Here is a 13926-nt window from a genome sequence, read left to right on the forward strand (position 1 = left end):
GGAGACGCAGCGATGACGACGAAGCAAGCAGGGATGGGGCTGCTTGGCTCCCTCGCTGTGGGAGTCCTTGGCGCGGCGCTGCTCGGGCGCGGCCGCGCCGCCCCGCCGGTCCGGCAAAGGCTGCTCGATATCCTCGCCCTGCCGCCGCCCGTCGCCCGGCAGGTAAAGCGGCTGCACGCGCCGAGGCTGGGCGACACGCCGCGCGGCCCCCTGCAGCGCTGGCTCGGCATTCCCCCCTCCCCCGCCATCGGCCGTGCCGCGCGGGTGCGGGCGGCGCGGCGGCTGAACCGCTCGGCCGGCCTGCTGGCGGGATCGGTGCTGCTGGACAGCGCCCTGGAGCATTACCGCGGCTCCTTCCGCAACCCGGCGATGTACACGCCGCTCGGCGTCTCAGCGCTCAGCCTCGCCGCCAGCCTGCACGGCAAGGGCGACCGGCACTCGGGCCGGCATCCCTTCCGCAGCGCCATCTACGCCGCCGCCGCCGTCACCGGAATCCTTGGCACAGGCTTCCATCTCTACAACATCATGCGCCGCCCGGGCGGCTTCGCCTGGCAGAACCTGTTCTACGGCGCGCCACTCGGCGCTCCGATGGCGATCTCACTCGCCGGGCTGATGGGCAGCGCAGCCGAGCATGTCCGCGACGACCGCCCCGGCATGGCGCCGCGCATCTTCGGCCTGCCCGCCGGCCGCATGCTGGCGGCGATGAGCGGCGCGGGCATCCTCGGCACGGTGGGCGAGGCCGGGCTGCTGCATTTCCGCGGCGCCTACCACAACCCGGCGATGTTCCTGCCCGTCACCATGCCGCCCGCCGCCTCGGCGCTGCTGCTCAACACGGCGCTGGCCCCGGCGCGGCGCAACCGCTGGATCACCCGCTGGTGGCTGCGCCTCACCGCCCTGCTCGGCTTCGCCGGCGTCGGTTTCCACGCCTACGGCGTGCAGCGGAACATGGGCGGCTGGCGCAACTGGAGCCAGAACCTGCTGAACGGCCCGCCCCTGCCAGCGCCGCCCTCCTTCACCGGCTTGGCCCTCGCCGGCCTTGCCGCCCTCGACCTGCTGGAGGATGAGCCCGATGCCTGATCCCAGCCGCTATCCCGGCTATGACGTGCTGCGCAAGCGCCACACGCCCTCCTGGAACGAGAAGACGCGCCAGGTGATCGACGCGCGCCTGGCGGTCTCGCGCGACCCGCGCTTCTTCACCGCGCATGAGATGGCCACCGTCACCGCCATCGCCGACCGTCTGGTGCCGCAGCCCCGCGGCCGCCCCCCCATCCCGGTGGCGGCGCTGATCGACGACAAGCTGCACAAGGGGCATGAGGACGGCTTCCGCGGCGATGGCATGCCGCGCGAGCGGGAGGCCTGGCGCCGCGGCCTGACCGCGCTCGACGCCGAAGCCCGCGCAGGCCACGGCGCCGAGTTCCTCCGCCTCGCCGGCCCGCGGCAGGACGCAGTGCTGCAGCAGATGGAGAAGGGCGCGCTGAACGGGCCGGCCTGGGGCGGCATGCCCAGCGAGACCTTCTTCAAGCAGCGCATGGCGAAGGATGTCGTCTTCGCCTACTACGCGCACCCGACCGCCTGGAGCGAGATCGGCTTCGGCGGCCCGGCCAGCCCGCGCGGCTATGTGCGCCTCGGCCATGACGAGCGCGACCCCTGGGAAGCCGCCGAGGCCAGGGGCGGTGGCGCCGAGGCCGCGCGCCGGAAGAACCGCCATGTCGGATGATCCGCGCTTCACGCCGCGCGCGAAGGACGGCCGCGCGCCCGACGTGTTCCGCCCCGGCGCATGGGTCCCGATGCGGCAGCACAGTGACGACGATGAGGTTGATTTCGTCATCGTCGGCAGCGGCGCCGGCGGCGGCACCCTCGCCTGCAAACTGGCCGAGCACGGCTTCTCCGTCGTCGCCCTGGACGCCGGACCCTACTGGCGCCCGCTGGAGGATTTCGCCTCCGACGAGGCGGAGCAGAGCAAGCTCTACTGGACCGACGACCGCATCAGCACGGGCGAGAACCCGCTGCAGCTCGGCAGCAACAACAGCGGCAAGGCGGTGGGCGGCAGCACCGTGCACTTCGCCATGGTCTCGCTGCGCTTCCGGCCGGAATGGTTCAAGTCCCGCACGATGCTGGGCTACGGTTTCGACTGGCCGCTCGACTGGCGGGAGATGTGGCACTACTACCGCGAGGTCGAGGACGCCCTGAAGATCGCCGGTCCCATCACCTATCCCTGGGGCCCGCCGCGGCCGCGCTATCCCTATCGCGCGCATCCGCTGAACGCCGCCGCCATGGCGCTCGCCCGGGGCTGCGAGGCGATGGGCATCTCCTGGACGGAAACGCCGATCGCCACGCTCTCCGCGCCGCGTGGCCTGGCGCATCCCTGCGTGTACCGTGGCTTCTGCGTCACCGGCTGCTCCACCAATGCCAAGCAGAGCGCGCTGGTCACCTGGATTCCGCGCGCCATCGCCGCCGGCGCGGAAATCCGCGACCTTGCCATGGTCGGGCGCGTGGAAACCGGGCCGGACGGGCTCGCCACCGGCGTGCATTACCATCGCGAAGGCCGCTGGCGCTTCCAGAAGGCGCGCAACGTCGTCGTCGCCGGCTACGCGATCGAGACACCGCGCCTGCTGCTGAACTCCGCCAATGCGCGCTACCCGGACGGCCTCGCCAACAGTTCCGGGCTGGTCGGCAAGTACCTGACGGTGCAGGCGAACCAGGCCGCCTGGGGCAAGACGGAGGCGGAGGTGCGCTCCTACAAGGCGCCGCCCTCCCTCGCCATCACCGAGCACTGGAACTACGACGACGACAAGGACTTCTTCGGCGGCTACTGCTACATGAGCCAGGGCCCGCTGCCGCAGCTCTGGGCCAATACGCAGCTCAACGCCCATGGTCTCTGGGGCGAGCCGCTGATGAGCGAGATGCAGGATTACAACCACCAGGTCGGCCTCAAGATCGTCGGCGAGATGATGCCGCAGGAGCGCAATGGCGTGACGCTGGCAGAGGACAAGGACCAGTACGGCCTGCCCATCCCGCGCGTCAGCTATTCCTGGTGCGACAACGACAAGGCGCTGATCGCCCATTCGCTCGGCTTCATGGAGAAGGCGCTGCAGGCAGCCGGTGCCAAGGATATCTGGCGCCAGGAGGATGACACCTGCCACCTCAACGGCGGCGCGCGCATGGGCGACGACCCGCGCAGCAGCGTCGTGGATGCCGATTGCCGGAGTTGGGACATCCGCAACCTGTGGATCTGCGACGGCTCCGTGTTTCCCACCGTGGGCGGGGTGAATCCGTCGTTGACCATCCAGGCAATCGCCTGCCGCACCGGAGACCGCATCAGGCAGATGGCGGCGAGCGGCGCATTGTAGGAAGGAAGTCCGCGGGAATTTTCTTTCTCCGGCCTCATTCCTCGGCACCGCCGCCCTGCCGGCCCCACAATGCGCCGTAGCGGGCGGCCACGCAGGCCGTCAGCTCGGTCTGCTTGTGCAATCCGAGCTTGCCGTAGATGCGCCCGAGATGCACCCGCACCGTGTAGAAGCTGATGCGCAGGCGCCGCGCGATGGCCTTGGCATCGCGCCCTTCCGCCACCAGCAGGGCCACTTCCAGCTCGCGAGGCGAGAGCAGGTCGAGCATGTCCGGCACCGGTGCGCCGCGCAGCTCGACGAGGGCATAGGAGCGCCCCTCCAGCACCAGGCTGCCCAGCACCGCGGCCTCCGGCAAGGACATCACCCCGCGCGGCACGATCGCGACGTGATGGCCATCCAGCAGGAAGAAGGCCGCTGCGAGCCGGCTGGCCATGCCATCCGGCCCGAGCCCGAGGGGCCTGCCCTGCGCCGCGGGAGCACCGAGCGGCTGTCCGCCGCGCTCACCCGGGCGGGATGGTTCAAGCATCGTCATCGGCGATGTCCTCCGAAAGCCGGCGCAGCGCCGGCCCAGGGGGAAGTCGAGAGGGCGGCCGAGGAAATGCGGCAGCCATTCCGGAACCGGGCAGGCCAAAGGGGAAAGCCGGCCGGCGCGGTTGCCGCGCATCGCAGGGGTCCCACGGAAAGGCTGTGGGACAACCCCTTTTCATTGCCATTCCGACACAATATGCCGGGCGGCCGCAACCCTTTTGAGCGCTCCACCCCCGGCAGGCGCGCGCCCGTTGAAACACGCTCACGGGAGCCGCACCATCGCCGCCGGGACCGCGCGCCCGTCGAGGGCGTCGAGCATGGCTGGCGTGGCGCGCACGCCGCTGTTGACGCTGCCCGGCGGTGCCAGGATCGAGCCGCGCTCGCAGCCATGCGAGCGCCCTTCGGCGTCCAGCACACCGGCGGTGTGCACACCGATGATCGCCGCCGCATCGCCCAGCCGCGCGATGATCGGGCTGCCGCTGTGCCCGGCGCAGGTGTCGATGGTATGGAACAGCCGGCGCGGCGTGAAGCGCACCAGGCGCTCGGAATGCCGCCAGAGGGTGCCGACCGGCCGGTCGGAAGGATAGCCCGCCACCGTCACGCGCCCCTGGACAGCCAGACGCCGCAGCGCCGCATCGGAGAGGGGCCGCACCGGCAGGAAGCGGTGGAGGCCGGGGAAAGGGTGCGGCAGGTCGATGATCGCCCAGTCCCAGCCGCTGCGCTCCGGCCCCGCGATGAAGCCGCGCGGCACCCAGTAGCGGCGCGCCTCGATGCTGCCATAGGGCAGCGTGTCGCGGTCGCGGCGGCCCGGCAGCACCAGGATGCGCCTTGGCGCGGTGCGCCGCTTCAGGCTCCAGACGCAGTGCGCGGCGGTGAGCACGCGGCGCGGCCCGATCAGCACGCCACTGCAGCCGGCGCAGTTGCCGTCGCCGAAATCGCGGCAGAGATGCACCATCGTGTTCCACGGGAAACGCGTGGTCTCGATCTCCTGCACCCGCGCATCGGCCGGACCGATGACCGAGAGATCCGCCTCCTCATCCTCCGGCTCGCCGCCCCAGTCCGGCGCCTCCGCCCAGGGGCCGGCCTCCCCGCCATCCTCCAGCCCGGCAAAGGGTCCCTCGGCGAACCCGCCCGCATTTCCGGCCTCCGCCTCGCGCAGGCCGTCATCCCAGAGGGGGATGTCGAGGTGGCCGGGCGGCACCCCGCCCCAGCCCGGGCCGGCCGGCGCGTTGCCCGGCGGCGTGGTGCAGCCGGAAGGCGCCGGAAACCATTCGTCGTCCGGCATGTCAGGATCCCACCACCCTGGTGGCCAAAGGGCCGCCACACCCCAGCCTCCCCCGGGAAGGAAGCGCGGCCCGCGCCAGGAGCGCCAGCGCGATGGGGCGGGCCGCGGCGGAAGGGGCCAGACGCCCCCCCTTGGCACGCCCCAGTGCGGCCGCGCCAGGCCAGGGCGCCGGAGGGGAAAGCCGCGGAACCGTCTCATGGGGTCACCTCCGCTGCGGCCCCCGCCGGGAAGCGGCGGGAGCGTGCTCTGGGGGCCGGCGCCGTCTCATGGCGCATCCTCGAAGGCGCGCTGGTCGGCGCGGTAGCTGCGTGGGCGCTCCTGCACCCAGAGCGCCAGTTCGAAGATGTGGAGCGTCTTCACGTCGAGCTGCGTGCCCCCGGCAGGCGTCACCACCCCCCAGGCGACCTTCACCTTCCCCAGCTCGCCATTCGCCTCCTCGCGCACCAGCAGCAGCCGCAGCCGCTCGGATTCGCTGCGGCTGGCCTTGAACACCGCGGGCGAGAAGCCCTTCCGCCACGCTTCGACGCGCCGGCGCGCGGCGGCATCCAGCGCATGGCCGCCACGGTGCGGGACATGTGCGCGGGTGGCGCCGGCCAGCTTCGGGATGGCATCGCGCAGATGGTCGGCGAGGCGCTCGGCGATGGTGCTCTGGAAGGCCATGCCGATATAGAGCGGCTCCCGGGAATGCTCCTTCCAGACACGGTAGAGCAGGCGTGGCGCCGCGAAGGTGCCGCGCGCCCCGGCGCGCGTGAAGGTGCTGGCGCCGGCGCGCGGCAGGCGCAGCACCTCCTCCAGCCGCATGGCGCCCTTCCAGCCGCCCCAGTGCGCCGCGGGAAAGCGGAGCGTCCCCGCCGGCGTGCCCGCCTCGGGCGCGGCCGCCTCCCCCTCGAAGCGGCCGTGCTGCGCATGGGCCAGCGCGGCACTGAGGCTGCGCCGCGCCAGCCGGTCGATCGCCGCCCGGTCGGGGGGCGTCCGGCCGGAGGCGCAGCGCAGGCAGGTGCCGCCGCAGCCGCAGCGCCGAGGGTTGGCAGCGGGCCAGGCTTCACGGATCTCGCTCATGGGACCTCCCACCAGATGGCGCAGGCATTCTCCCAACTGGCCTTGGCCGTCGCTGCCGTGCCGGCATTCCAGTCCAGCATGCCCTCGGCCCGGGTGCAGCGGGCGCGCGGCGCCGCCACCGCCATGGCGGCCAGCCGCAGCAGGCCGCCGGCGATCGGCACCGCCAGGCCCGAGGCGAGCAGCAGCGGGTGCAGCCGCCGCCGCATCGCCTCGCGCCAGGGCCCATCCTCCAGCCGGGCGCAGGGCACATGCGCGCGCTCAAGGCGATCGACGAGCCAGGGCTGCGCCTCCTCCTTCCGCATCGCCACCAGCAGCATTGGCCGCGGGCCGTTGAGCGCCGCCGCCAGGGCCAGCGCATCGCGCGCGCAGTCGGCCAGGATGTCGGGGCGTGGCGGCCGGCCGCCGGGGCCGCCGCGCGCGGCGATGGCGGCGAGGTCGAGCAGGTTGCGCCGTCCACTCAGCGCCTCCGCCCCCGGTTCCAGCCCCGCCAGCGCGTCGAGGCCGGAGGCCAGGGCGTCATGCCGGGCGATCAACAGCGGGTCGTTCTCCTTCGGCGTCACCGAGCCGGACCAGCTGCCGAGAATCCAGTAGAAGTTGCAGGCGCCTTCCAGGTTCAGCGTGTCGCGGGCGTGCCGCCACTCATTGGCGGCGCGGGTGAAGGCGGCGGCGCCCGCCTGCCCCGTCGCGCCGCCGAGCCGCCGCCGCACGCGTGGATGGGCGCGGTAGGTGTCCACGCCTTCCACCAGCGTCCAGTGCCCCTGCGGCAGCCAGGTGGGCACGTTCTCGGCCAGTGCCATGGCCCAGTGCAGGCCGCCCGGCGCGAGCGAGAGGCTGACATCCACCACGCAGGCAAGCCCGGGCGGCATTGCCCAGGAGGCTTCCTCGGCCGCCAGCAGGTCCCGCGCCCGCCAGGCTGTCCCACGCATGACGCCGGCCCTCCTCCTGCCCCGGCCTCAGAGCGAGGGCGCCATGCGGGCGTCGCGCCGCGGCAGGCCGACGGCCCAGCGCAGCGTCTCGCTGACGCCGGGGAAGCGGCGGCCCTCCTCCGTCATGCGGTAGGCGGCCAGCCAGGCCTCCGCCTCGGCCGCCGCACGCTGCGCCGAGGCCTGGAATTCGGCCGGGCTGGTGGCGGTGTCGAGCGGCGTGTCGGCGATCCAGTACAGGACGTAGCGCCCGGCCTCGGCCATCTTGGCGCGCTGCGACAGCTCGCGCGCGCCGCCGAAATGCCGGTTCAGCACCTCCTCCCAGACCTGCCACTTGTTGTTGGCGTCGAAGGCCTTCTTGATGTCGGGCGCGTCGAGGATCTCCAGCAGCTGCTTCAGATGCGCGCTGGCCTCCAGCGCCAGCGCCACCACGTTGCCGTAGCTCGATCGGTCGAGCGCGTAGCGCAGGTCGGTGCCGATGCGCTGCACGACGGCCAGCGTGCCGAAGGGCCGCTGGTCGAGGGTTGCGCCGGTCTTGATCACCTCGCTGATCGTCAGATCGCGGAAATACTGCGCCAGCGCGGTCATCAGCGCGACAAGCTGGAAATGGAAGTTGAGGTTGACGATGGCGCCTGGCGGCCGCGGCCCACGCCCGTAGTTGAAGACGCGCCGGTAGGCGGCCATGCGCTCGGCCGGCCCGTAGCGGAGCGGGCGCCACTTGTCGAGCAGGTAGAGCCCGCGCGCGCCAGGGCCGCGATGCACCTTCATCCGCCCCTCGTGGAACATCCTGCGCAGGATGTCGATGACGCGGAAGGCGCCCATGCGGTCGTACTGGCAGACGAAGTAGAGCTCCGCCACCGCATGCAGCTGGCCCTGCACGATGGAGGCATCGAAATCCGCCTCCACCTCTGGCCAGTCGATGGCGCCGAAGCCGGGCGGGCCGTTCGGGCTGAGGCCGACCAGGTCGGAGAAGGCGCCCTGCGCGTTGCCGGCCGCGGCGCCCGTCAGCCCGCTCAGCCGGGCCTCGAACTCGCGCGCGACGCGCTCCCGCTGCGCCGGGTCCAGGCCTTCGAGCTCCTCCGCCGCGAAGCGCTGCCAGAAGCTCCGGATCGTATCCCGTGTGTCGTAGGCCATCTCTCGCAATCTCCGCTTCTCGCGCCTGCGGCGGGCCGCTTCCGGCGACCTTCGCCCACGCCGTGCCGGCTCACCGTGCCACGGCCGCTCCGCCTGCCTGCCCATCCAGCGCCGCCGCCAGCTGCGCGCCGAGTCCGGCGCAGAGTTCCGGCGCCCGCTCCGCGACGGCGACGACCGCCGCGGCGTGCAGCGAGGTGCGCAGGCCGCGCGCCAGTTCCTCCGCCGCCGCGCCCTGGAAGACCTGGCTGATCGTCTCCGGGCCGAGATTGGCGGTGGCGCCTGGCCCGATGCCGTGCGGCAGCGTCGCCACGGCATCGGCCGCCGCGCCGGCGATCTCCTCCGCCATGGGCAGGGCGGCGTGGAGCACGAAGGCTTCCAGGGCTCGCGCGATGGCATCCTGCGCGGCCCCGCCGCCGGCATCGGCCCGCAGCGCCTCCTGCAGCATCCGCTGGCAGGCGGCATCGCCATAGGCCCGCTCCACCGCCTCGCGGGCCAGTCCGGCCATCCTTTGCCCGAGATGCTCCGCAAAGGTATCAATCACGGTGGCAATGGTGGCGCGGTCGGCCGGCGGCGCGGCCTTGTCGGCCTGTGCGCCCTTCTCACCCTGCCGGCCCCTCGCCGCGGAGGCGCTCGCCTGATAGGCCAGCCACAGACTTTCACTCCGCTCGCCGACAGCGTCCCGCGCGGCACGCTCCACGTTCCCGGCGACCGGCTCGCGCAGGCCCGCCGCAAGCTGGCCGCAGGCCCGCGCCATCGCTTCGCGCGGGAGGCGCCTCTCGCGTGGCGCCGGGCTCCAGAGCACGGCATTTCCCACGCCCCCTGGCCGGTCGGCGGTGACAGAACCCGGCGCGGGCCATGTCTCCTCCTCGCAGAAGGCGTCCTCCGCCTCGCATTCCGTGGCGATGGCCACGCAGGCCAGGGCGCTCTCCACCGCCACCGCATAGGCATTGGCCTGGAGATGCAGCTTCGCCACGCAGGCCCGCAGGCGGCCCCTTTCCAGGGCCAGGCTTTGGCAGTTCCAGTCCCGCGCCCCGGCATTCGCCAGTGGGCCGGCAAGGTTGCCGGCGTCCTCGCTGCGGAGCGGCGCGAGGAACTGCGTGACATGCTGCTTCGTCACGCCATAGCCGCCCCGGATGTCCTTTTCCGCCACCTCCATGGCCTGCCATGCGCGCCTGAACTCCTCCCGCTTCCCGGGCGGCACATGGAGGTAGTGCCGCATCGCCGGCGTGCCGGAGGATTGCTGCGCCATGAAGGCGGCGTTCCCGAAGCCGCGCATCAGCGCGGCGAGCAGGCCGGCGACGAAAGGCTCGATGCGGGCGGCGATCTGCTCGGCCTGGGGAGTGAACTTTTGCATCGCTGCGCTCCTTGGGTTTCACGCTGCGTGAGAGGGAGACACCGGCCGCAGGCCGCTCAGGGCGGGAGGTACTTCCCGAGACGGAAGAACGGCTCCAGCGAACTCGCCGGCGGCGGCGGCGGGACGATGTCGGCCTCCCCGCAATCCGGCGCCCGGCGCAGGGCGAGCGGATCGATGCGGCTGATGGCGTCCTGCACCAGCGCCTGCAGCGCCTCGGCCACCCGGCCGGCGGGCAGGCAGCCCGGCGCCAGCGTCGTCACCAGCGATTCGATGCGGCCCTCCGACAGGCTCTGCAGGCAAAGCTCCTGCGACATGATCGCCACGTCCTTTTGCGTGGGAGCAGGGGGAGCCTGGTTCTGGACGGCGCCGGTCGTCAGCTTGCCCTCCCACAGCGTGTCCCGGATGCCCGCCAGCGTCGTGGTCAGGCTGGGCGAGCGGGGGAAGCAGCTGCGGGTCGCGCAGTCGGCCGGCCGCGGATCGGGCGGCGTGGCGTTGGGCCGGATGAACGGCGAGAGGAAGGCCTGCGCCACCGCGCCATAGGCCGCGGCGCGCCATTCCGGCTCGCCGGCGCCGTCCGTGTCGGAACCCAGGGTGTAGAGATCGATGGCGCGGTCGGTGTCGTAGAGCACCTTGTCCAGCAGGATCTGGCACAGCGCGTCGTCGGCGCAGCCGTCGCAACCCAGGAAGCAGTCCGCCAGCTCGGCGAGCTGCCCGCGCAGCGGGACCAGCGCCATCAGCCGCCGCGTCCCGTCATCCGGGCCGCCAATGCCGTTCATGCCGTAGAGCGCGATCGGCGGCCGGCCGATGAAGAGCAGGCGATAGCCGCTGCGGCTGGCCGCGAAGGCATCCAGGAAGAGCTGCAGCGCCTTCAGGAAGAAGGTCAGCGCCGGCGAAGGCGGCTGCACCCGGTCGCCCACCAGGTTCAGCAGCCGGTGCAGCCGGTGCACCGCGAGGTCGGCCGTCGCGCCCAGCGCGCGCAGCCCGGCGCCGTCGGTGCGCGCGGCGCGCTCGACCAGCTCGTCCATCGCGCGACCCAGCGTGGCCTCGTCCAGCAGCGCGCGCAGATCGAGATGGCCGCTGCCTTCCAGCAGCCGCAGCAGCTCGCGCAGCGCATGCAGGCCCCAGGGCCAGTTGTCGCCGGAGGCCGCTTCCTCCGTCACGCCCGTGAGCCCGCGCAGCCCGGCCAGCACGGCATCCCGCCGCGCCTGCAGCTCGCTCGCCGGCACCGAGGGAAGGAAACGGGCGCCACCCAGATTCTGCCCGGCCAGCGTCTCGCCCGCCAGCACCAGCAGCAGCGCCGCCACGGCGTCGAGGTTCAGCGCCAGGCGCCGGTAGGAGGAGCCGGTGGAAAGCGACAGCGCGCCGATGAGCCGCGCCATGCGCGCATAGTCGCCGAGCTGGCGGCGGGCGCCGAAGACACGGTCCCGCGCACGCGGGTCGAGCGCCAGGGCGGCGGCGGCGCGGCCATCGGCGATGATGCCGAGGATGGCCTGCGTCCAGCCGCGCAGTTCCTCCGCGATGCTCTGCAGGCGGTGGTCCGCGCCGAGCGCCTGGAGGTCGCGCTCGACCGCGACGGTGGCGCGCTCCATCTCGGCGCTGGTCGCCAGCGCCTCGGCCGGGCGCAGCGCCGGCAGCGGGCCGCCGAGCGGCAGGCCGGGCAGGCCGGCGGCCTCGGCGTCCAGCCGCCGGGCATCCTCGGGGAAGAGCCGCCGCAGCCCGCGCGCCACCTCGGCGGGATCGCGCGGATCGCCGATGCGCAGGCGCTGGCGGATGATGTTGTCGGCGAGCACCGCGACGTCGCTGCGGCCGCGCAGGGCGGCATCGGCGCGCATGGCGGTGCTGGAACGGGGCGCGGAGCGCAGGAACGGAGCGTCGGACATGCGGGGCCTCATGCGGCGTCAGACTGGAGGGGTGGGGCGGCGGCCGGCGTGGCGGCGCCCGGCGGCGGCGTCAGGCGCTCGAGCATGGCGCGCCCCAGCTCGTTGGGTGCCATCCCGGCCTCAAGCGCGTAGCGGCAGGCCCCGACCAGGAAGCGCGGCGGCAGGTCGCGCGGCATCCGCCCGCGCGCCAGCAGCATCCCGCCACGGCGGATCGCCGCCTGGTCGGCCGCGCGGAAGGGCATGATGGAAGCGAGCGCGCGCTCGGCCAGGGCGCGGCGCGGCTGGAAGGCGATCTCGTCCACCACGGCCGGGATGGCCCGCCGCGCCGCCGCCAGCAGCTCCGCCGGGATGCGCTGGCCGCGCCGCGTGTCGTAGAGGCGCTGCCACACCCCCTTCAGCTCGGCTGCCTCCGCGCCGAAACCCATGCGGCGGAGCATCTCCGTCATGATGGGGACGCGAAAGTAGTTGGTCGGGTGCGCCCCGCCGGGGCGGTAGGTCATCACCCGGTCCGAAGGGTGGGCGAGGAACTCGGCCATCCCGGCGGCGGCGGCGGGCCCGGCCAGCAGCAGCGCCGCGAGATCGGCGAAGATCTCCTTCTGCCAGCGCCCATAGACGGTGATCACCTGCGGCGGCATTCGCATCTCGGTCAGCCGCGCGACAACGGCGTTCTGGTTCTCCACCCACAGGCCGAGATCGGCCTGCAGGTTGTGCGCGACCTCGTGCAGGAACACGGCCTGCCAGGGCCGGTCGCGGTCGAAGGGAATGCGGATCAGCGGGAACGGGTTGGTCTCGCCGAGCAGCCGGCTGAGGGTGACGCCGCGCCGCATGGTCGCCGGCGAGTAGCCGTGCTCCAGATAGGTGAGCGGCGGCAGAAGCGTACCGTGGAAGATGCGCGGCGCGGCGGCGGTGACGGCGGCGTAGCAGTCGCGCGCGATGGCGTCATGCGCCGCCAGCGGACGTGCGAAGGCGGTGCCGCGCTGGGCAAAGACCTCGAAGAACAGGCCGAAGGCGCGTCGTGCCCGGTCCACCTCGCGCTCCACCATGGCCATGGCCAGCAGCCGGTCCTCGTCCGGCGCCGCAGGCGGCAGGGCGGCCAGGCTGCGCAGGCGGGCGAGCACGGTGCGGTCGATCGCACGCAACCGCTTGTTGGCGGCCTCGAAATGCGCGGCGGAGGGCGCGTAGGCCATCTCGTCGGCGCGCAGCCCGACCGAGAGCGGGGTCAGCGACACGAGACGCCGGGCGCGGCTGGTCAGGCCGCGCCGCTTGGCGGCGAAGAAGCGCGCGACCGGTCCGGCCGCATCGCCGCCCCGTCCGCCGGAGGGAATCACTCCGTCCATCGCCCGTCTCCGCTCGGCGGCGCCCGGCCGTCCTGCCTAGCCCATGCTGATGGTGATGGTTGCCGGACCGGGAATGCGGATCCGGCGCCGCCGCCGGCCGCCCATCCCGCCCCAGCCGCCGCCGAGGCCGCCGGCCAGCATGCGGACACCGCCGAGCAGTTCCCGCGCGCGCGGCGAAGGGGCGGAGAGCCGCTGCAGCGCCTGCGGGTTCTGCGCCAGCCGTGCTGCCGCGCGGGCGACCACCTTGGGCCGCGCCGCCGGCGGCGTGCCATTGGCCGGAGCCGTACGCTTGACGCTGGCAACCAGCTTGGGCAGGGCGCGGGTGGCGGAAGGACCGCCCGCGCGCATCAGCGTGGTGGCGGCGCGGGTGAGCGTCCTGGCGGCCTGCTGCCGCTGCGCCAGCGGCAGCCGCGGTGCGGCGCCCTTGAGCACCTCGCGCGCCGCCAGGCCGGCGACGATCGGCACCGCGCCCGGCGCGCCGCGCGCCGCCAGCTCGGCAACGGCCTCCAGCGCCTCGCCCGTGGAGGCACCCTCGGCCCGCAGCTTGCCCAGCACATTGGCCACCGCCGCCGCGCCCTGCGCCGCGGGGTGCGGGATCAGCCGCAGGATCGGCGCCGCGCCGCGCGCCACCTTGCCGACCACGCTCTTCGCCTTGTTGAGGAACTTGCCGAGGCCCTTGAAGAACTCATCCTCGCTCTCGGCGCCCAGCGTCTGGCCCAGCATGCGGGTGATGACCTCCTCGGCCTCCTCCGCCTCCAGCCCGTCCTCGTAGCCGAGCGGCTGGTCCTCGCTTTCGCCGAAGGCATCGGCCATGTAGCCGTCCGCGCCGTCCTCGCTCTCGCCGAAGGGGTCGAACTCGTCCTCGGCGCCGAAGGATTCGTAATCCTCCTCGCCCTCGCCCATCTCATCGGCGAAGTCGCCCGCCATGTCGGCGGCGCCCTCGGATTCGATGTAGGCGAGGTCCTGCAGGGCGTCTTGCTCGGGGGTCGCCATCTTCACACTCCCGTCGATGGTCATCGCCGCCGGCGTTCGCAGCACGGACGACGGCTCGGCAGGGCGACGGTAGGCCGCAGGCTGCG

General features: G+C 73.3%; 12 protein-coding genes. 3 read left to right on the plus strand and 9 right to left on the minus strand.

Translation table 11 applies throughout. The annotated features are described in order from the left end of the window. Positions 1 to 12 precede the first annotated feature (12 nt). From QMO56_RS02285 to QMO56_RS02295, 3 genes are read left to right on the plus strand one after another with little or no spacing between them, the layout of a single operon-like run. The gene (locus QMO56_RS02285) at positions 13 to 1077 is read left to right on the plus strand and encodes a hypothetical protein (protein WP_283523402.1); all 1065 of its coding nucleotides are present in this window, start codon (positions 13 to 15) and stop codon (positions 1075 to 1077) included. After that, on the plus strand, positions 1070 to 1717 hold the full coding sequence (locus tag QMO56_RS02290; protein ID WP_283523403.1) for a gluconate 2-dehydrogenase subunit 3 family protein: 648 nt from the start codon (positions 1070 to 1072) through the stop codon (positions 1715 to 1717). The genes QMO56_RS02285 and QMO56_RS02290 overlap by 8 nt, the downstream gene beginning before the upstream one ends. Further along, positions 1707 to 3350 (plus strand): GMC family oxidoreductase, encoded by a 1644-nt coding sequence (locus QMO56_RS02295; RefSeq protein ID WP_283523404.1) that lies wholly within the window; start codon positions 1707 to 1709, stop codon positions 3348 to 3350. Before QMO56_RS02290 ends, QMO56_RS02295 begins: the two co-directional genes overlap by 11 nt. A 34-nt stretch (positions 3351 to 3384) precedes the next feature. Here the strand turns inward: QMO56_RS02295 and QMO56_RS02300 are convergent, their stop codons facing one another. The 9 genes from QMO56_RS02300 to QMO56_RS02340 all read right to left on the minus strand — a co-directional run bounded on the left by QMO56_RS02300 (position 3385) and on the right by QMO56_RS02340 (position 13840). Further along, positions 3385 to 3879 carry a helix-turn-helix transcriptional regulator gene (locus tag QMO56_RS02300; protein WP_283523405.1) on the minus strand — a complete coding sequence of 165 codons (495 nt, stop codon included), beginning with the start codon at positions 3877 to 3879 and terminating at the stop codon, positions 3385 to 3387. 258 nt (positions 3880 to 4137) lie between these two features. Further along, positions 4138 to 5160 (minus strand): serine protease, encoded by a 1023-nt coding sequence (locus tag QMO56_RS02305; protein WP_283523406.1) that lies wholly within the window; start codon positions 5158 to 5160, stop codon positions 4138 to 4140. A gap of 264 nt (positions 5161 to 5424) precedes the next feature. Then, the gene (locus QMO56_RS02310; RefSeq protein WP_283523407.1) at positions 5425 to 6219 is read right to left on the minus strand and encodes a hypothetical protein; all 795 of its coding nucleotides are present in this window, start codon (positions 6217 to 6219) and stop codon (positions 5425 to 5427) included. After that, complete coding sequence (locus tag QMO56_RS02315; RefSeq protein ID WP_283523408.1) at positions 6216 to 7145, minus strand: hypothetical protein; 930 nt, start codon at positions 7143 to 7145, stop codon at positions 6216 to 6218. Before QMO56_RS02315 ends, QMO56_RS02310 begins: the two co-directional genes overlap by 4 nt. A 27-nt stretch (positions 7146 to 7172) precedes the next feature. Further along, a complete protein-coding gene (locus QMO56_RS02320) occupies positions 7173 to 8276 on the minus strand; it encodes a hypothetical protein (protein WP_283523409.1) in 1104 nt (367 codons plus the stop codon). A 70-nt stretch (positions 8277 to 8346) separates the two neighbouring features. Next, entirely contained in the window at positions 8347 to 9630 is a 1284-nt protein-coding gene (locus QMO56_RS02325; protein WP_283523410.1) for a hypothetical protein, read from the minus strand. A 56-nt stretch (positions 9631 to 9686) separates the two neighbouring features. Further along, entirely contained in the window at positions 9687 to 11510 is a 1824-nt protein-coding gene (locus QMO56_RS02330) for a hypothetical protein (protein WP_283523411.1), read from the minus strand. Between the two features lie 8 nt (positions 11511 to 11518). Then, a complete protein-coding gene (locus tag QMO56_RS02335; protein ID WP_283523412.1) occupies positions 11519 to 12847 on the minus strand; it encodes a hypothetical protein in 1329 nt (442 codons plus the stop codon). Between the two features lie 36 nt (positions 12848 to 12883). Beyond that, on the minus strand, positions 12884 to 13840 hold the full coding sequence (locus tag QMO56_RS02340; protein ID WP_283523413.1) for a hypothetical protein: 957 nt from the start codon (positions 13838 to 13840) through the stop codon (positions 12884 to 12886). Positions 13841 to 13926: the final 86 nt, after the last annotated feature.

Source organism: Roseomonas sp. E05 (assembly GCF_030063475.1).
In the GTDB taxonomy this organism is placed as follows: Bacteria; Pseudomonadota; Alphaproteobacteria; order Acetobacterales; family Acetobacteraceae; genus Pseudoroseomonas.

What these genes read in the sequence shown, in the direction of transcription:
- QMO56_RS02285 (WP_283523402.1), top strand. Translation starts at nt 13, where the DNA reads ATGACGACGAAGCAAGCAGGGATGGGGCTGCTTGGCTCCCTCGCTGTG.
- QMO56_RS02290 (WP_283523403.1), top strand. Translation starts at nt 1,070, where the DNA reads ATGCCTGATCCCAGCCGCTATCCCGGCTATGACGTGCTGCGCAAGCGC.
- QMO56_RS02295 (WP_283523404.1), top strand. Translation starts at nt 1,707, where the DNA reads ATGTCGGATGATCCGCGCTTCACGCCGCGCGCGAAGGACGGCCGCGCG.
- QMO56_RS02300 (WP_283523405.1), bottom strand. Translation starts at nt 3,879, where the DNA reads ATGACGATGCTTGAACCATCCCGCCCGGGTGAGCGCGGCGGACAGCCG.
- QMO56_RS02305 (WP_283523406.1), bottom strand. Translation starts at nt 5,160, where the DNA reads ATGCCGGACGACGAATGGTTTCCGGCGCCTTCCGGCTGCACCACGCCG.
- QMO56_RS02310 (WP_283523407.1), bottom strand. Translation starts at nt 6,219, where the DNA reads ATGAGCGAGATCCGTGAAGCCTGGCCCGCTGCCAACCCTCGGCGCTGC.
- QMO56_RS02315 (WP_283523408.1), bottom strand. Translation starts at nt 7,145, where the DNA reads ATGCGTGGGACAGCCTGGCGGGCGCGGGACCTGCTGGCGGCCGAGGAA.
- QMO56_RS02320 (WP_283523409.1), bottom strand. Translation starts at nt 8,276, where the DNA reads ATGGCCTACGACACACGGGATACGATCCGGAGCTTCTGGCAGCGCTTC.
- QMO56_RS02325 (WP_283523410.1), bottom strand. Translation starts at nt 9,630, where the DNA reads ATGCAAAAGTTCACTCCCCAGGCCGAGCAGATCGCCGCCCGCATCGAG.
- QMO56_RS02330 (WP_283523411.1), bottom strand. Translation starts at nt 11,510, where the DNA reads ATGTCCGACGCTCCGTTCCTGCGCTCCGCGCCCCGTTCCAGCACCGCC.
- QMO56_RS02335 (WP_283523412.1), bottom strand. Translation starts at nt 12,847, where the DNA reads ATGGACGGAGTGATTCCCTCCGGCGGACGGGGCGGCGATGCGGCCGGA.
- QMO56_RS02340 (WP_283523413.1), bottom strand. Translation starts at nt 13,840, where the DNA reads ATGGCGACCCCCGAGCAAGACGCCCTGCAGGACCTCGCCTACATCGAA.